This is a genomic window from Rhizobium sp. YS-1r, from assembly GCF_000757525.1.
Classification (GTDB): domain Bacteria; phylum Pseudomonadota; class Alphaproteobacteria; order Rhizobiales; family Rhizobiaceae; genus Neorhizobium; species Neorhizobium petrolearium.
In genome coordinates this window covers 135,769-159,785 of record NZ_JPYQ01000009.1, presented here as the reverse complement: position 1 = coordinate 159,785, position 24,017 = coordinate 135,769, and the positions used below count along the sequence as shown (strand labels likewise).

The window sequence follows — 24,017 nt, the reverse complement described above, 5'->3', positions numbered from 1 at the left end:
GGTATGAACTCCGTCTTCCTTCTCTGGCTCACGGGCGCCATGGTGACATTCCTGTCCGCCGCGACTGCCTCACGTGCCTATGTCACCAACAGCAATATCCTCGTGCTTCTCCTGTCGCTCGGGCTTTATTGCATCGGCAACCTGATGATGGTGCGGCTGATGCGCGAGGCAGGGCTGGGACTGGCGATTTCCGCTTCGGCCATTGCCCAACTCCTGCTCATCAACGTTATTTCTTTCGCGATCTTCGGCGAGCGCCTAAGCACAACCCAGCTTGCCGGCGTCGGGCTCGGCGTCGTCGCCATGGTGCTGATGCTTTTTCCACTGGAGGCCAAAAGCTGATGCAGCAGGAAAGGCTCCTCCATCACCGCATCCTGCCGGTCGTCACGATCCTTTTTATCATCGTTGCGGTGTGGTATGCCGCAGCGGTCTTCATGAACGCACCCTTTCAGCGCGATCTCGACCGGCGCGGCAATGTCACGTCGACACCCATGGATTTCATCGAAAGGACGCTCTCTCAGCCGAAGCCGGTCCTGCCGGCACCGCATCAAGTGGCGAGCAACGTCTTCGAGAATACCTTTCTGCGCCGCGTCACCTCGAACCGCAGCCTCGTCTATCATAGCTGGGTCACGCTTTCGTCGACCGCCGTCGGCTTCACGCTCGGCACCCTGCTCGGCATCCTGATCGCCGTCGGCATCGTGCATGTGAAGGCGCTCGAGCGCAGTCTCATGCCCTGGATCATCGCCTCGCAGACCGTGCCGATCCTGGCAATCGCGCCTATGGTCATCGTCGTGCTGGCGGCGGTGAACGTCACCGGATTGATCCCGAAAGCGCTGATCTCGACCTATCTTTCATTCTTTCCCGTTGCGGTCGGCATGGTGAAAGGCCTGCGCTCGCCGGAACTCATCCAGCTCGACCTGATGCGCACCTATCATGCCAGCGCGGCGCAGACCTTCTGGAAGCTGCGCGTGCCGGCGTCGATCCCGTTCCTGTTCACGTCGATGAAAGTAGCGATCGCGGCAAGCCTGGTTGGCGCGATCGTCGGCGAATTGCCGACCGGCGCGGTCGCCGGCATCGGCTCAAAACTCTTGGCAGGTTCCTATTACAGCCAGACGATCGACATCTGGGCGGCGCTGATCGCCGGTTCGGTACTGGCGGCCATTCTGGTCACCTTTGTTGGAGTGATAGCGAAGATCGTCGACCGCGCGATGGGCGGGAGGCCGGCATGAACGCGATCTTCCGCTCCTGGCAGGGCGCACTTGCCTTTCTCCTCTGTCTTGCAGCCCTCGCTTCTCTGCCCCTGCTGAAGACGGATACACCTTCGCCTTTCAGCAGTGGCACCTTAGCCCTGATCTTCGCACTCACGATCGGCACCGCGCTGCTTTCTTTCAGCAGGCTCCCCGCACCCCTTCTGGCCGCAATTTTGTTTGTCGGGCCCCATCTGGCGACCTGGTTCCTGATCAGCGGACTTGCGGGCTACGAGGGCAAGGCGACTATGGCCTTCTTCCTTCTGATTGCCGCATGTTGGCTCCTCGCCTGGCGCTGCGTCACGGTGCTCTCCGATATGCATCCGAAATCGAAGGGCGGCGATACCTTCCTGCAGCTCCTCATACCGGCGATCTTCGGTGCCTGGATCCTGATCCTCTGGGAGGCGATCACCCGCGGCGCAGGCATTCCCTTCATCCTCCTGCCGCCGCCATCGGCGATCGGCGCGCGCATCGCCGGATCGGTCGCGACGTTGTGGGCGGACGTGCAGCAAACGATCTTCAAGGCTGTGCTCTTCGGCTACATCGTCGGCTGCGCATCCGGCTTCATCGTCGCGATCCTCGCGGACCGCGTAGCCTTCCTGCGGCGCGGACTTCTGCCGATCGGCAACATGGTTTCGGCCCTGCCGATCATCGGCGTTGCACCAATCATGGTGATGTGGTTCGGTTTCGACTGGCAGTCCAAGGCAGCGGTCGTGATCATCATGACCTTCTTTCCGATGTTGGTGAACACGGTGGCAGGCCTTGGCGCCGCAGGAGCCATGGAGCAGGATCTGATGCGCTCCTATGCATCGGATTATTGGCAGACGCTGATGAAACTCCGCCTTCCGGCCGCCATGCCGTTCATCTTCAACGCGCTGAAGATCAACTCGACGCTGGCACTGATCGGCGCGATCGTGGCGGAATTCTTCGGCACGCCCATCGTCGGCATGGGTTTTCGCATCTCGACTGAAATCGGCCGCATGAATGTCGATATGGTCTGGGCCGAAATCGCTGTTGCGGCGGTGGTCGGTTCGGTTTTTTATGGTGTCGTGGCGCTTGCGGAAAGGGCGACGACGTTCTGGCATCCGTCTAACCGTGGGGGTTAGGCGCTGAAATCCGGACCCCAGCAAATGGGGCCGGTACGACAGAGGGAAACGACAATGAAGAAGATTATGATGACATTGATGGCGGGCGCGTTCTCGCTCGCGAGCGCCCAGGCGATGGCCGCCGACAAGGTCACGCTGCAGCTCAAATGGGTGGCACAGGGTCAATTTGGCGGCTATTACGTCGCCAAGGACAAAGGCTTCTACGAGGAAGAAGGCCTCGACGTGACGATCAAGCCCGGTGGGCCTGACATCGCGCCTGAGCAGGTGATCGCCGGCGGCGGCGCCGACGTCATCGTCGACTGGATGGGAGGCGCGCTCGTCGCTCGCGAAAAGGGCGTGCCCCTCGTCAACATCGCCCAGCCCTTCCAGAAATCGGGCCTCGAAATGATCTGCCCCAAAGACGGTCCGGTGAAGAACGAGGCCGATTTCAAGGGCCGGACCCTCGGCGTCTGGTTCTTCGGCAACGAATATCCGTTCTTCGCCTGGATGAACAAGCTTGGCCTCAAGACCGATGGCGGCAAGGACGGTGTAACGGTGCTGAAGCAAAGTTTCGACGTGCAGCCGCTCGTCCAGAAGCAGGCCGACTGCATTTCGGTCATGACCTATAACGAATACTGGCAGGCGATCGACGCCGGTTTCAAGCCGGAAGACCTGGTTGTCTTCAACTATACTGAAATGGGCAACGACCTGCTCGAGGACGGCCTCTATGCCAGGGAAGACAAGCTGAAGGATCCCGCCTTCAAGGAAAGCATGGTCAAATTCGTCCGCGCCTCCATGAAGGGCTGGAAATACGCCATCGATAACCCGGACGAAGCCGCGGAGATCGTCATGGACAATGGCGGACAGGACGAGAACCACCAGAAGCGCATGATGGGTGAAGTCGCTAAGCTGATCGGCGACGGATCGGGCGTGCTGAAGCCGGAACTCTACGAGCGGACCGTCAAGGCACTCCTCGATCAGAAGATCATCACCAAGCAACCTGAAGGTGCGTACACGACCGAGATCACTGACGCGGCATTGAAATAAAAATCGTCTGCCGTTCACCAATTGAGAACGCGCGGCTTCTTTCTGCGCGTTCTCTGAAATATTTTGATACAAAATATAACCAAAAGTCATCTCTCCCATAACGGGTGCGGATTGATTTGTGCGGCGCAAACACGTAAAAGTTCTGCCCGGATGGAATCTTTCACTGCCGGTCTTGTAACCGTTTTGTGCGGTTCCCACCTTGATCCGGGGTCATCGCGTGCGGGGGGATGCGACGAGACCGGAGAGGTTCCCAGCGAAATACTTGCCCCTGATATTAGGTCGGACATAGTCGCATGTTTCGCAAGTTCCCGAAGTCTGCCGGTATTACGGCTCTCCTCCTCTCGCTTGCCGCGAGTTCCGCTTTATCGCAGGAGGTCACTCCCTCGGCCCCCGCCGAGCCGAAACTGCCATCTATCGTCGTCACCGAGGCTGTGACCAAGCCGCTCGTGGATCGAGTGATCGCGACCGGCACGATCAAGCCCGTTGAAGAGGTTTATGTACAGCCGCTGGTCGAGGGCCTGTCGATCAAGACGCTCAATGCAGATGTCGGCGACGAAGTGAAGGCCGACAGCGTTCTTGCAGCGCTGAATGACGACGCGCTCCTCCTGGAGAGGAGCCAGCTTGAAGCCAACAGGGCGAAGACCGAGGCTGCCCTTGCACAATATAAGGCGCAAGTGATTGAAGCGCAGGCCAATCTTGATGACGCCACGCGTCAGCGCGACCGTACGAAGCGGCTGAGCCAGAGCGGTACGAGCACGGTTTCCCAACTCGAACAGGCGGAAGCCCTCGTCGAGGTGCGTCAGGCGCAGTTGAATGCCGCCAAACAGGCGGTCGCGGTTGGGGAATCCGACATCAACGTGGTCGACGCCCAGATTGAAGACGTCGACCTGAAACTTGCCCGTACAGGCGTAAAGACACCCGTCGCCGGCGTGATTTCCCTGCGCAATGCCAAGGTAGGCGCGATCGCCAGCGGGACCGGCAATCCGCTCTTTACGATCATCAAGGACGGTGCGATCGAACTTGTTGCCGACCTCTCCGAGACCGATATCCAAAAGATCGAGGTCGGCCAGAAAGCGGTCGTGACGATTGCCGGAGGCAGGACGAAGATCGAAGGCAAGGTGCGCCTCGTTTCACCAACGGTCGACTCCACCACGCGGCTCGGCTCCGTACATATCGTCGTCGACGACGAGAGCGGCGCGCGCGCCGGCATGTATGCCAGCGCCGATATCATCGTCACTGAAACAAGCGCGCTGGCACTCCCTCTTTCCGCCGTCACCACCGACCGCAACGGCTCCACCGCCCGCAAGGTTGAGGATAACGTGGTCAAGCAGGTGAAGATCGAAACCGGCATCCAGGACGGTGGTTTCGTCGAGGTCGTCAGCGGTCTCGAAGCCGGTGACATGGTTGTGGCAAAAGCCGGCGCCTTTGTCCGCGATGGCGACAAGATCGCTCCGGTTCCGGCCGAGCCCAACACCATTTCCAACTGAGACCAGAACGAGGTAAGCCACATGAACTTCTCCGCCTGGTCGATCCGAAATCCGATCGCGCCGCTGCTTGGCTTCGCGCTTTTGCTTTTTGTCGGCATCCAGTCCTTCTATGCCCTGCCGATCACCCGCTTCCCGAATATCGACGTTGCGGTCGTATCGATCACCGTGACCCAGAGCGGCGCTTCGCCCGCAGAGCTTGAAATGCAGGTGACGAAGGAGATCGAGGACGCTGTCGCCTCGATCAGCGGCATCGACGAGATTCAGTCGACGGTGACCGACGGCCAGTCCCAGACAGTCGTGGTTTTCCGTATCGAAAAGCCGACCGATGAGGCCGTGCAGGATACCAAGGACGCAATCGACAAGATCCGCAGCGATCTGCCTGCTGGGATCGAAGAGCCCGTCGTCACGAAGGTGGACGTCGAAGGCCAGGCGATCCAGACCTTCGCCGTCTCCTCCCCGAACATGACGCTCGAAGAGCTTTCCTGGTTCGTTGACGACACGGTGAAGCGCGCCCTGCAGGGTCAGCCGGGCGTCGGCCGCATTGATCGTTATGGCGGCGCGGACCGGGAAATCCGGGTGTCGCTGAACCCCGCCAAACTCAACGCCTACGGCATAACGGCGGCGGACGTCAACCAACAGCTTCGCGGCACGAACGTCGATCTGGGTTCCGGCCGCGGGCAGGTGGCCAATAACGAGCAAACGATCCGCACGCTCGGCGACGCCCGTGATGTAGCGCAGCTCGCCGATACGACGATCACGCTCCCGACCGGCCGTTTCGTGAGACTCTCGGAACTCGGAACCGTTTCCGACACCTATGAAGAGCCGAAATCCTTCTCGCGCTTCAACGGTACGCCGTCCGTCACTTTCGCGGTCTTCCGCGCCAAGGGGGCCAGCGAGGTCTCGGTCGCCGAAACGGTCGCGACGAGCCTTGACGAGGTGCGCAAGGCCAATCCGGACGTTTCGATCGAGATGGTCGATGACTCGGTCTACTTTACCTATGGCAACTATGAGGCTGCCCTTCATACCCTGATGGAAGGTTCGCTCCTCGCCGTCATCGTGGTCTTCCTGTTCCTCATGAACTGGCGCGCCACCTTGATCGCTGCAGTCGCCCTGCCGCTTTCCGCGATCCCGACATTCTGGATCATGGACATTATGGGGTTCTCGCTGAACCTCGTGAGCTTCCTGGCCCTGACGTTGGCCACCGGTATCCTTGTCGACGACGCAATCGTCGAGATCGAGAACATTGCCCGGCATATCAAGATGGGCAAGACTCCCTATCGGGCAGCGCTCGAAGCGGCAGACGAGATCGGGCTTGCGGTCATCGCGACGAGCTTCACGATCATTGCGGTCTTCGTGCCGGTCTCGTTCATGCCCGGCATTCCGGGTCAGTATTTCATCCAGTTTGGCCTGACGGTCGCCTTTTCCGTTTTCTTCTCGCTGATGGTGGCACGCCTCATCACGCCGTTGATGGCCGCTTATCTGATGCGCGCCGAAGACGCCATGGAAGACCATCACGACAACGATAGCCGTCTGATGAAAGCCTATACCAGGCTCGTTACCGGCACGACCCGCAAATGGTATTGGCGGTATACGACACTCCTCGCCGCGATCGCCTTCCTGGTTGGCTCAATGGCGCTTCTCGCGCAGGTTCCCGGTAGCTTCATGCCGCCGGACGACTCTTCGCGCGTGGTGCTCTCGGTCGAGCTGCCGCCGAATGCAACCCTCGATGAAACCGCTGCCGCAACGGACAAGGTCTACGACGCCATACGCCACATTGACGGCGTGGAGAGCATTTTCATTCTCGGCGGCGCTTCTCCCAAAGGCGATCTCGAACTGCGTCGCGCGACGGTGCGCGTTATCCTCCAGAACATCGACCATTCGCTGGTGAAGACCCTGGTCAACAAGGGTCTCGGATCCATTCCCCTGGTTGGCGACTACCTGCCGAAGATAAAGGAGAATGGCCGTACCCGCCCGCAATGGGATGTCGAGAAGGACATATTCGCTGCCGTCCAGTCGATTGCGGATGTCCGTATCTCGAAGGTCAACGACCGTGCCGAACGCGATCTTTCGTTCAACTTCCTCTCCAAGAGCGAAGAGGATCTGAACGAGGCCGTCAGCCTGCTGGAATCGAAGCTGCGCGCTTCGCCCATCCTCGCCAACATCTCTTCGGAAGGCGCCCTGCCCCGACCGGAACTGCAGATCCGTCCGCGCATGGACCAGGCCTCACGGCTCGGCATTACACCGCAGCAGATTTCCGAGACCGTGCGCGTCGCAACGATCGGCGATATCGACGCCAACCTTGCCAAGATATCTCTCGACGACCGGCAGATCCCGATCCGGGTGCAAGCCTCGCTTGACGTCCGCCGCGACCTTGCCGCGATCCGCGCGCTCAAGATCAAAACGGCTTCCGGTGCAAGCGTGCCGCTCTATAGCGTCGCCGACATCGACTACGCGGAAGGTCCAAGCTCGATCAAGCGCAACGACCGCAACCGTGTCGTGTCGATCGGTTCCGACGTACCGTTCGGCACCGCGCTCGACACGGCGACAGCCGAGTTCAAAAGGATCGTCGACGAGACCGAACTCCCCCCGAGCGTACGGCTTGCCGAAAGCGGTGACGCCAAGATCCAGGCCGAGATGACCCAGAGCTTCGGCAATGCCATGCTGCTTGGCCTGATGCTGGTGCTGGTGGTGCTGATCCTGCTCTTCAAGGACGTGATCCAGCCCTTCACCATCCTGTTCTCGCTGCCGCTTGCGATCGGCGGTGTCGCGGTGGGGCTGATCGTCACCCAGAATGCGCTCTCCATGCCGGTTCTCATCGGCATCCTGATGCTGATGGGCATCGTGACCAAGAACGCCATCCTGCTCGTGGACTTCGCGATCGAAATGAAGCGCCACGGCCTGGAACGGGTTCACGCCATGGTGGAGGCAGGCCGCAAGCGTGCCCGCCCAATCATCATGACTTCGATCGCCATGTCGGCGGGGATGTTGCCCTCCGCGCTCGGCGTCGGTGAAGGCGGCTCGTTCCGCGCTCCCATGGCGATCGCGGTGATCGGCGGCATCATCGTTTCGACGGTGCTCTCGCTCGTGGTCGTGCCATCCTTCTTCCTGATCATGGACGATCTTTCTCACCTGCTTGGCAGGATTTTCGGACGGCTCGTCGGCAGGAAGGAAGAGGAAGAGGTCGATCTCTCCAAGGAAGAGCTCAGCAGGGAAGCCCGCAAGAGCGCCGAGTCGATCGCTTCGCTGGAAGAACGCCTCAACCAGATCGAACGGCAGACCAGCGCCAACGACGATCGTTCTTCCGGCGCCCAGACGGGTACAAAGGTGCTCCGTCTGCCGCCGATGGCTGCGGAATAAGCATCGTTCAACGGCATTTCAGTAACGCCGGGCCCTTGGGTCCGGCGTTTTTCTTGGGCGCGCAAAAATTGCAGAAAATTCTCGGAATTTGATCGGCGTCAAACGGAGCGTTCATAAACCTGTTACTTTCCGTGACATCGGGAATGCGCAACGGCTCAAGCGATGGAAGCGACGACGGAGATGATGAACAGCAACCTGAAGCTCACCAATCGGGATCGGGCTGTGCTGATGAAAACGCCTTTCCTGGCCGGGTTAAGCGGCAATTCCCTCATTCGGATGTTTGCAAATATGACCGTGGTGAGCCTTTCGGCGCGCAAGTCGGTTTTCCGGGAGGGGGAAAATGCTGATGCTCTCTACTGTGTTCTAAGCGGTTATGTGCGGCTTTACCGGCTTAATCGCGAAGGCCGTGAAGCGGATATCCGCATCTGCGGTCCTGGTGATACATTTGCCGAATGCCTGATCTATGGCGGTAACCAATTCCGTTACAACGCCCAGGCCGCCGAAGCAGTAACGCTCGCCAGATTCGATCTGCAGGCGGTTCGGGAATTGGCCGAGCAGGAGAAGGATATCTCCAAAGCCGTGATGACGTCCTTGTCCCGGCATCTTCTCTCGACCATGGATTGCGTCGCCAACGACAGGCTGTATACGGCGCCGCAACGGGTTGCGAACTATATTCTGGCGCGGTGTCCGGTCGACGGCGGCCCGGCTTCCATCCGCCTGCCTTTCCAGAAGAGCTTGCTCGCGGGGATGCTTGGTCTCGCACCGGAGGCCCTTTCGCGTGCGTTCTCGGCGCTCCGCAAAACCGGCGTCACAGTACGCGGCCGGGTGATTCAGGTCGTCGACGTGCAGGCCCTGCGCGAGGTCTAGCGGCCACCTCGGCATTGATGCGGCACGGGGTTCTAGGATCTGAAGGCGGCGAAGAAGAGACAACCCTCCGACACGCAACGCTGATCAGCCCGGCGCGTATGCCGCCATACCCTCCTCGCGAAGGAAAACAGGCTCAATCCACTTGAGCGAGCATTTGATATCGTTTGCCGTAACCCTATGTCCGCAGGTGAAGCGCAGCACTCCACGCCCCCCGGTTCATATTGATTGAAACCTGATTACCGCATCAGGGGTCAATTTCGGAGTTTGCGATAGAGTCGGCATAGTATGTCGTCAGCCTTGGCACCTGTTCGATCAGCATCGGCGCGAGTGCCTTCTTTGTCGCGGTGTCCCCGCCATATTTCGCCTGCAGGAAATCGCGATGCAGGGGCAGACTTTGTCTGCACTCTTCTCCGACGACTGTGAAAACCACCGACTGTTCGGACTTGCCCTTGACGCCGATCCGGTCCAGTTCGAACACGACGAAATGCTCCTGCACGGCATGGGCAGTCGCCTCGCCGATCAGAAGCGGCACACCATAGGCCTTTGAAGCACCCTCAAGTCTTGCAGCCAGATTGACGGCATCGCCGAGCGCTGAATAATCGAAACGGCTGCTCGACCCCATATTTCCGACGACGCATTCGCCGGTATTTATGCCGATGCCGATCCTGAGCGGATAATAGGTCCGGCCGGCGGCTTCAGCCTCCCTTCGCAGATCACTGTTGAGCGTCTCCATCGAGACGAGCATGTCGAGGGCAGCCGAGACGGAATGGACTGCATGGTCGGGATCATCCAGCGGCGCGTTCCAGAAGGCCATGAGACAATCACCGATATATTTGTCGATCGTTCCCCCATAGGAGAGCACGATGTCCGAAAGCGGTGTCAGCAGGCGGTTGATCAGCATTGTGAGCTGTTCGGGATCGTCCTTCAGCAATTCCGAGATTGTCGTGAAGCCGCGCACATCGCAGAAGAGAATGGAAAGCTGGCGTCTTTCACCGCCAAGCCTTAGCCTGGAGGGATCACGGGCGAGTTGCTCCACCAGGGCCGGCGCAAGGTATTGAGAAAACGCGCGCGTGATCTGGCGACGGTTCTTTCGCTCTTCGGCATAATCGAGCGTTGCCTGCGCGGCCGCGACGCCGATGAAGGCCAGCGAAGGCGCCATCGGCGAAGCAAAGACACGGCCGAAGCGCAAGATCAGGTAGCTGCCGGTAAACAGCAGCACCATCGCGGCCGCTCCAACGATAATGGTGCGCCAGCCGGTGCCCTTTGAGACAAATACGGCGGCGACAATCACTGCAGCGATCAGCAGAAGCTGCTTCATGGTTCCGCTGGCCTCCGCTATCCAGCTCCTCATTCGCAGGTTATCGAGTATCGTTGCCTGGACCTCGGCACCGGCGACCAATTTGCCCGTATGCACGGTATAGGAGGTCGGGAAGGCGTCGGCGCCCCCTTTGTCGATCGAAGGCGCGTTCTGGAGGCTCAGGCCAACGATGACCATGCGGTTCTTGAAAATTCCAGGCGGCAGGAAATTTTCCGGATCGAGCGCTTGATAATAGGAAACGGTCGGATAGGTCCTCGCTCCCCCGAAAGTCTGGATCAGGCCGCCTGGTTCCGGCAACTCGGTCTCGATGCCGGCAGCGGTCGCAATCATCGCGGCAAAGCTGTCGTCGTAGGCAGGCATCGCACGCAGCACGCCGTCGCGGTGAAGATTGACCGAGGCGATGCCGACAAGTGCCAGCCTGTCCGAGAACATCTGAAGAGGCATGACCCGAATAAACTGATCGGCCTGATCGGATGTCACCAGCGTCTCATCGCCCGCAAGCACCACGTCCGGGCCGAGAGACTGGGCAAGCGCCTCGTCTTCAGATGAAGTCGAAGGCTCCGAAAAGATGATGTCGAGCCCGATCACTCTCGCGCCCGCGGCGCGCAGCGCCGAGATCAACCGCGCATGCAGGCTGCGCGGCCAAGGCCACTGCACATTGATTTCGGCCAGGGACGGCTCATCGATCGCAACGATGATCGGCCCGTTTTCAGGAAGCGGTTGTGCTCCGATAGTGGAGAGATAGTCGAAGGCGCGGTCGTCGATGAGCGGCCAGCCCGGCAGCCGGGTGATCAAGGTGACGGCCGCGAAGATGAAGGCTGCAAGTGTGGCGACCTGCACGCGGCGGGATGAAAAGAACCGCGTTGCAGACAGTGGGAGGCCGCGACTAGCCATCAGAACCGCACTTTGAGTGTACCCTTGAAAGACCTGCCCCAGCCCGTGATCGGATTGCCGAAATCATCGTGGTCGAGCGTGAAATCCTCGTCCAGAAGATTATACGCCGCCAACTCCAGTTCGAAACGCTTGTCGAACGGCTCCCAGGTCAGGCTGGCATCCAGCGTCCAATAGTCGCCGAGATCAAGACCGTCCTCGTCGACACGCTCACCGATGTAATTCGCTGCAATTGTGGCCTTGACGTTGGCTTCGTTGACCCAGGTGAGTGCCACCTGTCCCGCCCATTCGGGAACGAAAGGCAGCTGCCCTCCGGCAGTTGGAGTGCTGCTTTTGTCGTCCGTATCCGAATAGGCCACCGTGGAGGACAATCCAAAGCCGTGCCCGAGCAAGAGATTCGCGGTCAAGCTGGTTCGGTCGATGCTTCCGCGGCCCGTATCAAAGGTATCGGCCTGCAGAGGAAGGATGATGCTGGCGTCGTGGACGTCCTGGTGTTGATATTCCAACGCCGTGAAGAAATCCGTTGTCCATTCCGCATCCCAGCGAAAAGCGTAGGTATCCAGCGAACCACCCGGATCGAATGAAATTTCGTTCTGCTGGAGGCCGACGATACCGACTGGCGACAAGGTCGGTGTGCTCAGATCGACGCTGTTGCGGATAAATCCGGCACGCAACCATTGCCCTTCGAACGGCGACCAGGCGATACCGACGCGCGGATCGAGCCTCACCGTGTCGGCTGTGTCATCCGAGATCAGCGAGCCGAACAACGCATACTCGGCCTTGAGGTCGGCCGTTATGTCGTGAAGCAGATCGGCATAGATGCGGCCGACACCGTTTCTGTCTGAGCCTTCTAGAGATTGAAACGCGTCGATCCAGCCCCCCTCTATACCATATCGAAGGGCAAATTTTTCCATTCCAATACTGTGATTGATTGCTGCAATGTAAGTCTGTGTATGGAGTTCGTTAGTCACCGTACCGACGATGGGGACCCCACCGATGACAAACCCTTGGGAAAGGTCGCTTTTGCTCTTCTGCTCGTTGAAAAGCACGGCCGCATTGAGAATGTTCTCGTAGCTGAATGTATGACTCCAGCCGATTCCGCCATTGGTAATCGTGGTAGTAGCATCGATATCGTCCACGAAAGCAAAACCGGGGACTAAGATAGTCTGAGAATCCCGGCTGAAATCGGCGTGCGCCTGATTGAAATACAGAACGAACCGGTCGTAAGGCGTCGGGCTGGCAGTCAGATATACGTTGCCACCCAAAACCTTGTTGTCGATATCGAGATCTGTCAGTCCGCTGATATCGCGGCTGTCCGGCAGCGTTTGCCATTCCAGATTGGCATAGAAACTGATCGGGAAGGGAAGATTGCTGTAGCCTTGAACTTCCCCTTCGGCGACATAGCCCAGGTCTCCGCCCGTACTCGTAATGCCGCCACCGATCGAAGCTTCCAGGAATGGCTGGGGAAGCAGATCGATACCGCGGGTGCGTGACGAAATCAGAGTGGGCTCGAGCAGCAATCCCTGCAGAATTGACGAGAAGCCCTGACCATTGGGGCTATTGTTGATGATGTCGACGCCGTAGAGATAGCCGTTTGCGAAAGGGTTGGCGCTACCGCGAATGCCCTGGTCGATATAGGAGACGCCCGAGAACGGATCGAACACGGCATCGCTGTAATATTCGCCCCAGGCATTCAGCCCCTGAAAGCGGAACGCATAGTTCAAGGCCGAGCCGGCCTGCTGGTTGGCGCCAAGCGAACTGTATTGTCCGCCGCGGGCCCTGGCACGCTTCACATATTCCTGCGCGTTGCGGATGGCGCCTTCGGAATCGTAACTATCGATGGCGACCGACGTGCGAAGGGCCGAAATTCCGGGGCTGTTGTCATCCAGCCGATCCGCATTGTCGGCCGCCTGTTCGGCGGCGACCCGATCTCCCTTCTGATAAAGGGCCGCAGCCAGCAATGCCTGACCTTCGGCATAGGCCGGATCGGAAACCGTACCGGCCAGCAGATCCTCAAGCGCCCTGTCCATATCGCCGGTCTGCATGAAGTAGCGGCCACGGGCAATCAACGCTACGCTGAGCGTCGGATCGCGTTCCAGCGCCAGATCGATTTCCCGCTTCGCGTCCTCGACACGATTAAGGTCCAGATAGAAGAAGGCCAGATTGGCCCGCGCCACCGGATCTTCCGGATCGAGTTCGATCGCCTTCCTGTAGGCAGCCTCCGCTTCGCGACCGGCGCTGCGCTCCGACTGCAGGTTTCCGATCTCGTTCCAGGTCGAGCTGCTCCCCGGGGTGACCCTGACGGCGGCTTCAGCATCGGCGAGCGCACCATCGATGTCGCCCTCTATTCCGGCCTTGTAATGGGAACGCACCTCAAGGGCGGTCGGCTCCTGAGGATCGATTGCAAGCGCCTTTTTCATCGCGTCTTGTGCCTGCTGCCGATCATTCAATAGCAACGCCAGCCATGCGCGATAGGCGGGAAGCTCCGGATCGTCGGGGTACTGTTTCTCGGCATCCGCCAGAACTTTGATCGCGGCCTTGAGATCCTGGAGGAAACCGACCGCGTAAGCGCGCAGGAAGGCTCCGTCCGGTCCTCCTACCTGAGGCGGCAACGGCTCGACCCGATTCGGATCAGCAAGCGAGCGGGCGTAATAGCCGCCATAAAGCGCGATACCACGCCGTTTGGAATCGAGCCCTCGTTCAGCCTTGGCGAACAGCCGTGCGGCATCAGCATATCGGGTCTCGCTCGCCGCGAGTATGGCCTCGATAAGGGTAACACGCGCCCGCTGCGCTGCGGAGAGCTGCCGACCTTGGAGCACAGCGAGCGTCTCTTTGGTCCTTGCCCGCCCCTCCAGCGAAAGCTGCGCTTCTGCAAGCGACACCCAATCCTCGGTGCTGCGCTGTTCCGGCGGCATCGCGGTGATACGATCAGCATGCCGGCGCATGTCCGCAACGGGTTGCACCGATGGCGGCATGCGCTCGAAAGCCTCGCGTGGCGGCAGGTAGAAGAGCATCTGCTCGCGGTCGTCTGATTCGACGATGACCACCTTGCGTGGGGCCTGGCCGATCGAGGCGACCGCCCCCTCACCCTGCCTGACCTCTACACTGCCCTGCGGATTGCTGAACTGAACGACGCCTTCCAGAACCGTAAGAGAGGTCTGGCTTCCACTGACGGTCATCGTCCAGTCCGTGCCGCGGATCGCCGCCGCGGCCGCGGGCGTCTCGACCTGCACGCCAGGCCCGCCGCGCTCGGCGCGAGCCCAGATGGTGCCGGACTGCAGTTGAAGTACGGTGTCGGCACTGGTGCCGGATGTAACCTGTTTCACGACAAGCGCGGAATTGCGGCCAAGGCGAATCTGGGTCCTGTCGGAAAATAAAATTGCCAATTGACCTGTGGCATTCGTGCGCAACACGTCGCCGGTGAGCAGGTCTTGCCTGAGGTCCACGAACCGCCAGTTCGAAACATCGATGAAGCGGACTTCTTCCCCCGCCTTGCGTGCAATGACGGCCCCCGCAGCCGGGCCTGAACGCGGAACAGGGTCCGCCACCGCAGGCGACACCAATCCGCCGGCAAGCACGGACGCCGACATGGCTACGAGATAAAATCGACAGAGAACCCCCAACATGCCTCACCACTGCGTGTAAACTCCGCAAGTGTCAAGAAGCACGCCGGCAAGAGGATTGCTTTCCTGCCAGAGTGTATTAACAGGGAAACAGTTGATATGCGGAGGGAAAATGAGTGAGTGACTTTGAAGGCGCACCTACCGAGTTGCTGGAAATGCCGATGGCGTCCGGTGAGGTCACCGAGGAATATTTTAATCACGTACGCAAGATAAACGATGTCTATTACGACCAAATAAAAATCTCGGACCAGAAGGCAGCTTACATTTTTACGTTCATGCTTGCCTTCCTTGTTTCCTCCACGGAAGGAAGAAACGTTTTTAACTGGTCACGCTATTCCCAGGGAAGCTGGATAGAGATAACTTTTTCTGGAGCTCTGGCGTTGGCGTCTGTTTGGTCAATACTGTCGGCGATAATGGTTGTATTGCCGCGCAAGGCAAAAAAATCGACAACGCTGTTCTGGGGCACGTGGACTCAGCATCGGCCAGTCTTCGAGCAGGCTGCCGAGCACGGCGATATCGGCTACCTCTTCAAGGAATATCTGGACAATGCGGATGTTCTCTCGCTGATCGCGACCCAGAAATATAAACTTGTGTCCTACGCTTTCCGCGGACTTATGGTCACGGTTGTCGCTTATGTCCTGCTTCTGCTCTTGGCCCAGAACCAAACATAGCCATGCAACCCGAAGGATCGATGCCGGGAGCCGACTGTCCCTCTGCAATGGACGCCGTAGCGCTTGTGTCTTTCAGGGGTTATCCTGACAGAGAAGGAATGGAGGCAGCAAAGGCATCGCATCTCGGATAGTCAGGCGACTGATTTCCTTTGACTATTTCCTGAGAGGCTCATGCCCGGAAGGTCATTTTAAGAAAAGATGAACAACGATAGGCTTCAAGTGAGGTTCTGGGGGGTCCGCGGCAGCATTCCCGTATCCGGCCCCGATTTCAGCCGCTATGGCGGCAATACGGCCTGCATCGAAATCCGCTGCGGTGATGATCGCATTTTGTTCGACGCTGGTTCCGGTCTGCGCGAGGCTGGCCTTGCCTTGGCCGCCGACGGCGTGAGCGATGTCGACCTGTTCTTGAGCCACTGCCACTATGATCACATCATCGGCTTGCCCTTCTTCGACCCCATCTACCGTCCGTCGGTCAAGACGAATATCTGGTCAGGCCACCTGCACGGTAAGATGACTACACGGCAGATGGTCGAACAGTTCATCAGCCCACCATGGTTTCCGCTTCACGCCTTCCCCGCGACAGTCAATTTCCGCGACTTCAGCCCTGGACAGATGCTCACGCCCCGCAAAGGCATAACGATCAGGACCTTCATGTTGAACCATCCAGGCGGAGCGGTCGGCTACCGGATCGAGTGGAGAAGCAAATCCGTAGCGCTGGTCTACGATGTCGAACACAGTCCGGGGGTCTACGATCCCACCCTGCTGGAATTAATGAAAGGCGCCGATCTGGTCGTCTACGATTGCACCTACAACGAAGACGAAATGCAGCATTTCAGGGGCTTCGGTCATTCTTCTTGGCAACACGGAATCAAGCTGGCCCAGATGGCGCATGCAAGACGCTTTGCCATGTTCCATCATGCTCCCTCGCGCACAGATCAGCAGCTCGCTGAGATGGAGCGCAGCGCAAAACTCGTTTTCCCCGGCGCTTTCGCGGCATATGAAGGACAGATCGTGGAGATTTAACTCCCAGGCCGGCAGGTTGCTCGCTAGCGTCCCATGTCATAAATCGCAAATATCTGCCTGTATCGTGGCATGGCTTCGCAACCAACTTCAAGAACCGCAATGAATGACGATGGGCGATGCAGCCGGATTTGGTTCGGGCTTTTCATCCCGTTGCTGCCGATGAACCACGTCATCAAACTCGTCGCGCACCCTTTTTCCCTTCGTTCACAGCGACTGCATTGTGTTTGGCGCGTTTGTCGATGATGATAGGTCGATCTACTTCGCTGGTGGGAGTTTCCGTGGCTTCGTTTCTACAAACCCTTTCCCTTGTGGCCTTTTCGTCCCGGCCGTGAGCTTCCGAGCGGGTTGACGACAACGATGGAAAAGAGCCTGCTCCGCTATATCTGGAAGAATACCCGGCTGCAGCAACTGTGGATTCTGCTTGTCGTTGCGGCCTCCATGGTGCCCTACTTCCTGGCTTTCGACCTGCCGAAACGGATCGTCAACGGACCGATCCAGGGCAGTGGTTTCGAGGATCCGGACACACGCCAGACATTCCTGCATATTGCCTATGACGTTCCGCTCTTCGGCAATGTTGAGTTCTTCAGGGGCATCGAGCTCAACCGCCTGCAGATGCTTGCAGTGCTCAGCCTCATCTTCCTGGCACTGGTGGTGGTGAACGGCCTCTTCAAGCTGTACATCAACACCTATAAGGGCCGGCTCGGCGAACGTCTGCTGCGCCGCATCCGCTTCGAGCTCATCGACCGCGTCCTGCGCTTTCCACCCAAGCATTTCAAGCGGGTGAAATCCGCCGAGATTGCGACCATGATCAAGGATGAAGTGGAGCCTTTTGGCGGCTTCACCGGAGACGCGTTCGTTCAGCCGGCGCTGCTCGGTGGCCAGGCACTCACGACGCTTATCTTTATCATCGTCCAGAACTTCTGGCTCGGAATGATCGCCGCAGGCATCGTCGTGGTTCAGGCAATCCTCATACCGCGCATGAGGAAAAGACTGCTGGAGCTCGGACGTCAGCGTCAGATTACAGCCCGCGAACTATCCGGGCGAGTGAGCGAAATCGTCGACGGCATTGGCGCGATCCATGGCAACGACACCTCCAACCTGGAGCGTGCCGACATCGCCTGGCGTCTCGGGCGCATCTTCTCCATCCGCTACGACCTTTATCAATGGAAGTTCCTGGTGAAATTCATCAACAACTTCCTTGCCCAGGTCACACCGTTCCTCTTCTACGCTATCGGCGGCTATTTCGTTCTGCTGGGCAGGCTGGACATCGGCCAGTTGGTGGCCGTCATTGCCGCCTACAAGGACTTGCCTGGACCGCTGAAGGAGCTCATCGATTGGGATCAGGCTCGCCAGGATGTGCAGGTCAAATATTCCCAGGTCTATGAACAGTTCAACGTGGAGCCGCTGATCGACAGCGGCATCCAGGCGGTTGCGACAGCACCGGTGGCGGCGCTGAAAAGCGCACTCGTCATCAACAACCTCTCGCTCAGCGACGACAGCGGCGCCCGGCTCCTGAACCAGGTCTCAACCGAGATCAAGCCTAATGAAACCGTTGCCATTGTCGGCGCCAACGGCAGCGGAGCTGAAGCCTTTGCGGAGGCGCTCGGCAGGCTCGCCTGGCCGGATTCGGGCGGCGTTACCATCGATGGCCGCGACCTGCTCCAACTTCCGGAATCGATCACCGGCCGCAGGATATCCTATGCATCGGCCGATACTTTCTTCCTGCATGGAACGCTGCGCGACAACCTGCTCTATGGGCTGAAACACTCACCTTTGAGAGAGGCACGGTACGAAGGTGGGAATGCCCGCGAATTCGAAACATACGCGATTGAAGCACGCAAGGCGGGCAATCCAGCCTTCGACCTCAACAGCGACTGGGTGGATTACGCAGCCGCCGGAGCCCAGGGACCGGAAGATCTTCTCAAGATAATTCGACCGGTGCTGGATGCGGTGCAGATCTCCGAGGATATCTTCGATCTCGCGTTGCGGTCGACCATCGATCCGGATGTCCATACGACGATCGGCCTGCATCTTGTCGAGCTGCGAACCTCTCTGCGCAGACGGTTGGCGGAAGAGGACCTCGACGACATCGTCGTACCGTTCGATTTCGATCTTTACAACGCGCAGGCTACAGTCGGCGAAAATCTGTTCTTCGGCACAACCAAGCACCCTATGAAGAATAGCCCTCAGCTTGCGACGCATCCTTATCTCCAACAGATCCTTGGTGGCACAAGCCTGAACGACGATCTTTACGCGATGGGCTTTGAGATCGCCGAAAATGCCGTCGAGCTTTTCCATGACCTGCCGCCGCACCATGCGTTTTTCCAGCAGCTGACCTTCATGACAGCCGATGAGATCCCCGCCTATCAAAGTCTGCTTCAGCGGCTTCAAGGCAGCCCCCCGAACGAGGTGTCGTCGGAGGATCGCACGCTGATACTCGGGTTGAGCTTCTCCTATATCGAGCCGCGCCACCGCTTTGGTCTGCTGGACCAGAACCTCATGGAGAAGATTGTCAACGCGCGCAAAAGGTTCCATGCCCACATTCCCGACGACTTGGCCGGACTGGTGGAGCGCCACGACCCGCAACGCTTCTCCAAGTCGGCGAGCCTCATGGACAACGTGCTTTTCGGTCGCGTTGCCCACCAGATGGCTGATGCCTCCGATCAGATCCGCACGCTCATGCGAGAGATTTTCTTCGCTCTCGATCTCTATGACGACGTGCTGTCTGTCGGCCTTCAGTTCGACGTCGGTTCAGGCGGAAAGCGCCTCACCATGGTGCAGCGGCAGAAGCTGAATCTTGCCCGCGCGCTGCTGAAACGCTCGGACTATTTTATCTTCAATCGCCCATTGTCTGCGCTAGACCGGCGGCTTCAGGACCAGATAACCCGCTGTGTCATCCAGGATCTGCATCGGGGAGGTCATCGCCCTTCCATCACCTGGGTCCTTTCCGACCCGAGCCTTGCGGAAATCTTCGACCGGGTCCTCCTCTTCCACCGAGGAACATTGGCGGAATCCGGCAGTTATCTGAAACTCTCGCAGACAAACAGGATTTTCAAGGAACTGCTATCGTAATATTTTGCGGAAGAAGACGTTAGCAGGGCTTACGGCAACAGGCAGGACGCTTATTTTGCTGATAGACGAAGTCGAAATGCTGAGACAGGTACCCATCTTGGCCCGGATCAAGCCGGCGAAGCTCAAGCTGCTTGCTTTTGCCTCCGACCGGATGACCTACCGCCAGGGCCAGGACCTATGCCGACAGGGCGACGTGGGCGACGCGGTCTATGTGATACTTTCCGGAACGGCTGATATTATCGTTTCCTCGCCGGCCGGAGAGATCAAGGTGGCCGATGTCGGAGAGAACGCCATCGTTGGAGAGATCGCGGTTCTCTGCGATGTTTCTCGCACTGCCACCGTGCGCGCCACATCTGCACTTGAGGTCCTGCGGATCAAAAAGGAACATTTCTTGGAACTCGTGAACGATTTTCCCCAAGTGGCCGTGGAGATCATGCGCATGCTTGCCGCGCGGTTGAGCCATGCCACCGCAGAGCTGACCGCAGCCCGCGCATTGAATCCGCCTTCGACCGCCCAATAAAACGGCCGATACCGATAAATAATGGTCTTGCAGAAACCTCGACTTCACATGGATAGCTGCTGTCATTGCAGTCATTTAGGCTGAAAATCTTTACTTTGACGGCATCGTAAGGTCGCGCGACACGCATAACTTGCCGAAGAAATTGAAAAATGCTAAAATTCAACGTTGCCGCGATAACACTGGCCTGCCTTTGAGAACGACCATCAGGCCGTGACCCGATGTAGGGAGAGGGCGTGCCGTGGTTTCCTTTGGATCAATCTTCTTTGCCGTTGTGCTGGTCGCCGGTGTTGCTTCGGCTGGCCCTCTGCAAGATGCCGCTGAACAGGGAGATCTGGAGCTTATCAAGCGCTCGCTGGATGGCGGCTCCGATATGTCAGAACCGAACGAGGCGGGAGATCCGGCACTTGTACTGGCATCTCTAAAGGGTCGGGTCGATGCCGTGGCGCTTCTGCTCGAAAGAGGCGCCGATATAGAGGTCCGAAACAAAGGCGGACTGACTGCATTGCATGCTGCCTCCTATGCCGGAAATCTGGATGTCGTGAAACTGCTCGTGGCAAAGGGCGCGGCCGTCAATGATGCCAAGAACTTTTACAAGATGTCGCCATTGCATGCAGCGGCGGAAGAAGGTCATGCCGACGTCGTGGCCTTTCTATTGGCACACAAGGCCGATATCGAAGCCGCCGAGAGGAACGGTTATACCCCCCTCACGCAAGCCGGATGGCGCGGCTATTGGGATGTTGCCGAACTTTTAATGAAGGCTGGAGCGGTCTGTCAGAAAGCCGAACTCGTCGGGGAGCCGCTCTACAACGAATGCATCAGGCGCAAATAGCCTGATCCTTGGGACGAAATACGAATGGAGGACTGAGATGTCTCGCAACGGTCTGAAGGCATGCATGCCGAACATATTGGCCATCGGCGGCGCTGCCATGTTGATTTCACTCTCCCAGCCGGCTTTTGCGGAAGATGTGGTCAACACCGGTTACTTTGGCGATGTCGCAATCAAGGGATATGATCCGGTTGCTTATTTTGTCGAAGGCAAAGCTGTTGAAGGGAGCGAAAAATATTCCCATCGCTGGCTCGGAGCGGTCTGGCATTTTTCGAGCGCGGAAAACCGCGATCTTTTCGTCAAGGACCCATCCAGCTATGCGCCTCAATATGGCGGCTATTGCGCCGACGGCGTTTCGTTCGGAACGGTAACCACCAATGTCGACCCGCGTGCCTGGCGCATCATCGATGGCAAACTTTATATAAGTTACGACCCCGGCGCCGCTGAAGGTATGGAAAAGAACCCCACAAAGGTCGTCGATTCGCAAAGGCACTGGTCCGAAGTTCAGCAGACGCTGATTTCTGAAAAAATGCACGGAGACTGGCTGCATCCTGCTGCCCAATGACCGGATTCAAGATTAGTGCCCATCGCGTACCAATGAGAAGAACTGCAGGGAGCGCGGCGTGACATGGACGTAGGTATCGTTCCGCCCGGTTGAATCCGTATTGCGGAAAACCTGACCGCATACCAATCTGTCCAGAAAATACCCATCGAATTTTTCACACAGACTGTCGTCCTGAATTTCAACGACGCCAGTGATGTTTGTGTTGGTGCTGCGATAGGCCGTTTTTCCGGTCTTGTCGAAATACTGCATGAAATCGGTACCGTTCTTGTGCCTGCCGACCCATGTCCGGCTGTCGATCAGATCGCGGAGATCCGTTCCCTTGACACGATCGGCATCCTTGCCTTGGAAAGCGAAAGGCCATTGCGGCACGCCGGCTGACTTCAGTGCTGCCAGATGACGATCGAGATCTTCGTCGCGCCAGTAATCATAAAGATAACTGTAGTAGGTCAGGTTGCTTTCAGGAAATAGCTCGAGAAGTTTTCCTGCCTCTTGTTCAGCGCGTGCCTGATCCTCCTCACTGGCATAGGCGGCGGCGAGATATTCGCGCGCCGGTTCGGCTCTGGGCAGGTCGCCGAGCGCCGCCTCGATCAGCGGGATAGCCCGCCGATATTCCCGCGCCGTATAAAAGACGATACCGGCGAGCAGTTGGAATCCGGGCGCCGGCGAAGGGTCGAGTCGCAACGCCCTCTCGATTTCGGTGATCGCCTGCCCTCGGCTGCCGGTATGGGCCAATATGAGTGCCAGATTACCATAGGCCTCGGCGTCGTTCGGCTGCGCTGCGATTGCTGTTTTGGCGGACTCCAGCGCCTCCGTCTCGCGGCCGTCAACCCACTGCAACAATGCAAGGACCGCATGGGCGCGCGCGTTGTTCGGGTCCAGCTTCAGAGCCTGCCCGGCAGCGTCATAGGCGATCTTCCTGGCAATGGCCGCAGACCACAGGAAATTGTAGTCGTTCCGCCAGACGTCGACCGCCACGCGGGCGATGCCAGCATGCGCATTCGCAAAACCGGGATCAAGATCGATGGCCTTCTGGTAGAAAGACAGCGTTCGGCGATAGGTGGCGACGTCGCCGTATATGAAGCCTTCATGCTCGGCCCGCATATAATAATCGTATGCTTCCAGATTGTCGGTCGGTATGCGTGCCAGTTGCGTCCGTTCGCCCTGGCTCAGTTTCACCGCGAGGGCCGATATGATCTTGCCGATCACATCATCCTGAACCGCGAACAGGTCGGCATATTTCCGGTCATATTTCTCCGCCCAAAGAGAAAGACCGGTCATCGCCTCGATCAATTTGACATTGATGCGCAGGCGAAGCCCATCCCGTTGCAGCGTTCCCTCCAGGACATATTGGACCCCCAATTCGGCAGCAACGTCCTGGATCGTCCCGGACGTATTGCGAACGGCGAAGACCGAATGACGTGCGATGACGAAAAGACCGGACACCTTGGACAATTCGGTGATGAGATCGTCCGTCAATCCCTCCGCAAGGTGATCGTGCGTCGCATCACCGCTCACGTTGATGAAAGGCAGGACGGCAACGGACGGCTTGTCCGGCAGGGGATAGGCAAAGCGGCCTATCGCTCCCTGAGATTGCGAAGGCGACCAGGGCTGCCACCAGTAAACCATGCTCGCCAGGAGAAGCCCGCAGATTAGGATTGTGACGACATGGACCCAGGGCCACCAGCGCCCTCTGCTGGCGATCGTTTTCCCGGCCGCAGCGGGCTGAAGCAGAACGCGATAGACCCTGATTGGCTCGGCGATACCTTTTATCTTCTGCCGGCCGAGCGACAGATATCCGACGGGAAGCTTGGATTTCAGCTGATCATAGGTGGAACCGGAGACTGCTATGCCTCCGGGTTCCGCAAGCGCCTGTATCCGGTCTGCAATGTTGACCCCGTCGCCATGGATATCCTCTCCCTCGACGATAATGTCGCCAAGGTTGATGCCTATGCGAAACTGCATTTGCTGATCCGGCGGAACCGAAGCGTTTCGCTCGGCTTTCAGAACCTGCACGTCGAGCGCGCAACGCAACGCATCGACGACGCTATGAAATTCCACAAGAAGACCATCCCCTATCGTTTTCACCAACCGACCATTGTTGGTTTCAATTGCGGGGAAGAAGATGCTTTCGGCATCGAAGTGAAATTGCGCTCGTGTTCTCTCCTCGTCGATCTCGCTCAGATGGCTGTAACCGACGACATCTGCAATCAGGATGGCTGCGAGACGGCGTTCCATGCTCCCTCACAGAATATATTAGCGATTATGTTACAACACACGCGGCGCCGAAGCCATCAAACAAGCGATTCAGCTTGTGATTGGAGGAGAAGCCGAAAAGGCAAAGGTAGAGGGCGGCGTGGCGTCTCCCCGTCGGGAAACTCGGCGACGAGGCGCTCCCGGCCGCTCAACACTGACCGGTGGCAC

General features: G+C 58.5%; 16 protein-coding genes. 13 read left to right on the top strand and 3 right to left on the bottom strand.

Annotation, left to right across the window (positions count from 1 at the left end; all coding sequences use genetic code 11):
* Positions 1-3: 3 nt before the first annotated feature.
* The 7 genes from JL39_RS10055 (at position 4) to JL39_RS10025 (ending at position 9,087) form a co-directional block, all read left to right on the top strand.
* A complete protein-coding gene (locus JL39_RS10055) occupies positions 4-339 on the top strand; it encodes a hypothetical protein (protein WP_037149303.1) in 336 nt (111 codons plus the stop codon).
* Positions 339-1,226: an ABC transporter permease gene (locus tag JL39_RS10050; RefSeq protein WP_037149301.1), complete on the top strand. Its 888-nt coding sequence runs from the start codon at positions 339-341 to the stop codon at positions 1,224-1,226. Before JL39_RS10055 ends, JL39_RS10050 begins: the two co-directional genes overlap by 1 nt.
* Positions 1,223-2,350, top strand: a complete 1,128-nt coding sequence (locus JL39_RS10045) for an ABC transporter permease (RefSeq protein WP_037149298.1) — start codon at positions 1,223-1,225, stop codon at positions 2,348-2,350. Before JL39_RS10050 ends, JL39_RS10045 begins: the two co-directional genes overlap by 4 nt.
* A gap of 54 nt (positions 2,351-2,404) precedes the next feature.
* Positions 2,405-3,376 carry an ABC transporter substrate-binding protein gene (locus tag JL39_RS10040; protein ID WP_037149297.1) on the top strand — a complete coding sequence of 324 codons (972 nt, stop codon included), beginning with the start codon at positions 2,405-2,407 and terminating at the stop codon, positions 3,374-3,376.
* Between the two features lie 293 nt (positions 3,377-3,669).
* Positions 3,670-4,863, top strand: coding sequence for an efflux RND transporter periplasmic adaptor subunit (locus JL39_RS10035; protein ID WP_037149295.1), 1,194 nt, complete (start codon positions 3,670-3,672; stop codon positions 4,861-4,863).
* A gap of 21 nt (positions 4,864-4,884) precedes the next feature.
* Positions 4,885-8,220 carry an efflux RND transporter permease subunit gene (locus JL39_RS10030; protein WP_037149293.1) on the top strand — a complete coding sequence of 1,112 codons (3,336 nt, stop codon included), beginning with the start codon at positions 4,885-4,887 and terminating at the stop codon, positions 8,218-8,220.
* Positions 8,221-8,382: 162 nt separating this feature from the next.
* A complete protein-coding gene (locus tag JL39_RS10025) occupies positions 8,383-9,087 on the top strand; it encodes a Crp/Fnr family transcriptional regulator (RefSeq protein WP_152601090.1) in 705 nt (234 codons plus the stop codon).
* A gap of 244 nt (positions 9,088-9,331) precedes the next feature.
* Here the strand turns inward: JL39_RS10025 and JL39_RS10020 are convergent, their stop codons facing one another.
* Both JL39_RS10020 and JL39_RS10015 read right to left on the bottom strand, forming a co-directional pair.
* Positions 9,332-11,299 (bottom strand): adenylate/guanylate cyclase domain-containing protein, encoded by a 1,968-nt coding sequence (locus tag JL39_RS10020; protein WP_052182793.1) that lies wholly within the window; start codon positions 11,297-11,299, stop codon positions 9,332-9,334.
* Positions 11,299-14,922, bottom strand: a complete 3,624-nt coding sequence (locus tag JL39_RS10015; protein ID WP_244446860.1) for a FecR domain-containing protein — start codon at positions 14,920-14,922, stop codon at positions 11,299-11,301. Before JL39_RS10015 ends, JL39_RS10020 begins: the two co-directional genes overlap by 1 nt.
* 113 nt (positions 14,923-15,035) lie before the next feature.
* Between JL39_RS10015 and JL39_RS10010 the strand changes: the two genes are divergently transcribed.
* From JL39_RS10010 to JL39_RS09985, 6 genes are all read left to right on the top strand, one after another.
* Entirely contained in the window at positions 15,036-15,590 is a 555-nt protein-coding gene (locus tag JL39_RS10010) for a Pycsar system effector family protein (protein WP_037149290.1), read from the top strand.
* Between the two features lie 198 nt (positions 15,591-15,788).
* On the top strand, positions 15,789-16,613 hold the full coding sequence (locus JL39_RS10005) for an MBL fold metallo-hydrolase (protein WP_037149288.1): 825 nt from the start codon (positions 15,789-15,791) through the stop codon (positions 16,611-16,613).
* A gap of 357 nt (positions 16,614-16,970) precedes the next feature.
* Positions 16,971-19,685 (top strand): ABC transporter transmembrane domain-containing protein, encoded by a 2,715-nt coding sequence (locus JL39_RS10000; RefSeq protein WP_037149286.1) that lies wholly within the window; start codon positions 16,971-16,973, stop codon positions 19,683-19,685.
* Positions 19,686-19,737: 52 nt separating this feature from the next.
* Entirely contained in the window at positions 19,738-20,205 is a 468-nt protein-coding gene (locus tag JL39_RS09995; RefSeq protein WP_037149673.1) for a cyclic nucleotide-binding domain-containing protein, read from the top strand.
* A gap of 238 nt (positions 20,206-20,443) precedes the next feature.
* A complete protein-coding gene (locus JL39_RS09990; protein ID WP_037149284.1) occupies positions 20,444-21,034 on the top strand; it encodes an ankyrin repeat domain-containing protein in 591 nt (196 codons plus the stop codon).
* Positions 21,035-21,071: 37 nt separating this feature from the next.
* Positions 21,072-21,596: a YHS domain-containing (seleno)protein gene (locus JL39_RS09985; RefSeq protein ID WP_052182792.1), complete on the top strand. Its 525-nt coding sequence runs from the start codon at positions 21,072-21,074 to the stop codon at positions 21,594-21,596.
* A gap of 12 nt (positions 21,597-21,608) precedes the next feature.
* Here JL39_RS09985 and JL39_RS09980 read toward each other — a convergent pair whose 3' ends face one another.
* Positions 21,609-23,831 carry an adenylate/guanylate cyclase domain-containing protein gene (locus JL39_RS09980; RefSeq protein ID WP_037149282.1) on the bottom strand — a complete coding sequence of 741 codons (2,223 nt, stop codon included), beginning with the start codon at positions 23,829-23,831 and terminating at the stop codon, positions 21,609-21,611.
* Positions 23,832-24,017: the final 186 nt, after the last annotated feature.

What these genes read in the sequence shown, in the direction of transcription:
- JL39_RS09985 (WP_052182792.1), top strand. Translation starts at nt 21,072, where the DNA reads ATGTCTCGCAACGGTCTGAAGGCATGCATGCCGAACATATTGGCCATC.
- JL39_RS10025 (WP_152601090.1), top strand. Translation starts at nt 8,383, where the DNA reads ATGGAAGCGACGACGGAGATGATGAACAGCAACCTGAAGCTCACCAAT.
- JL39_RS10055 (WP_037149303.1), top strand. Translation starts at nt 4, where the DNA reads ATGAACTCCGTCTTCCTTCTCTGGCTCACGGGCGCCATGGTGACATTC.
- JL39_RS10045 (WP_037149298.1), top strand. Translation starts at nt 1,223, where the DNA reads ATGAACGCGATCTTCCGCTCCTGGCAGGGCGCACTTGCCTTTCTCCTC.
- JL39_RS10035 (WP_037149295.1), top strand. Translation starts at nt 3,670, where the DNA reads ATGTTTCGCAAGTTCCCGAAGTCTGCCGGTATTACGGCTCTCCTCCTC.
- JL39_RS10005 (WP_037149288.1), top strand. Translation starts at nt 15,789, where the DNA reads ATGAACAACGATAGGCTTCAAGTGAGGTTCTGGGGGGTCCGCGGCAGC.
- JL39_RS10015 (WP_244446860.1), bottom strand. Translation starts at nt 14,922, where the DNA reads ATGTTGGGGGTTCTCTGTCGATTTTATCTCGTAGCCATGTCGGCGTCC.
- JL39_RS10050 (WP_037149301.1), top strand. Translation starts at nt 339, where the DNA reads ATGCAGCAGGAAAGGCTCCTCCATCACCGCATCCTGCCGGTCGTCACG.
- JL39_RS10030 (WP_037149293.1), top strand. Translation starts at nt 4,885, where the DNA reads ATGAACTTCTCCGCCTGGTCGATCCGAAATCCGATCGCGCCGCTGCTT.
- JL39_RS10040 (WP_037149297.1), top strand. Translation starts at nt 2,405, where the DNA reads ATGAAGAAGATTATGATGACATTGATGGCGGGCGCGTTCTCGCTCGCG.
- JL39_RS09980 (WP_037149282.1), bottom strand. Translation starts at nt 23,831, where the DNA reads ATGGAACGCCGTCTCGCAGCCATCCTGATTGCAGATGTCGTCGGTTAC.
- JL39_RS10020 (WP_052182793.1), bottom strand. Translation starts at nt 11,299, where the DNA reads ATGGCTAGTCGCGGCCTCCCACTGTCTGCAACGCGGTTCTTTTCATCC.
- JL39_RS10000 (WP_037149286.1), top strand. Translation starts at nt 16,971, where the DNA reads ATGGAAAAGAGCCTGCTCCGCTATATCTGGAAGAATACCCGGCTGCAG.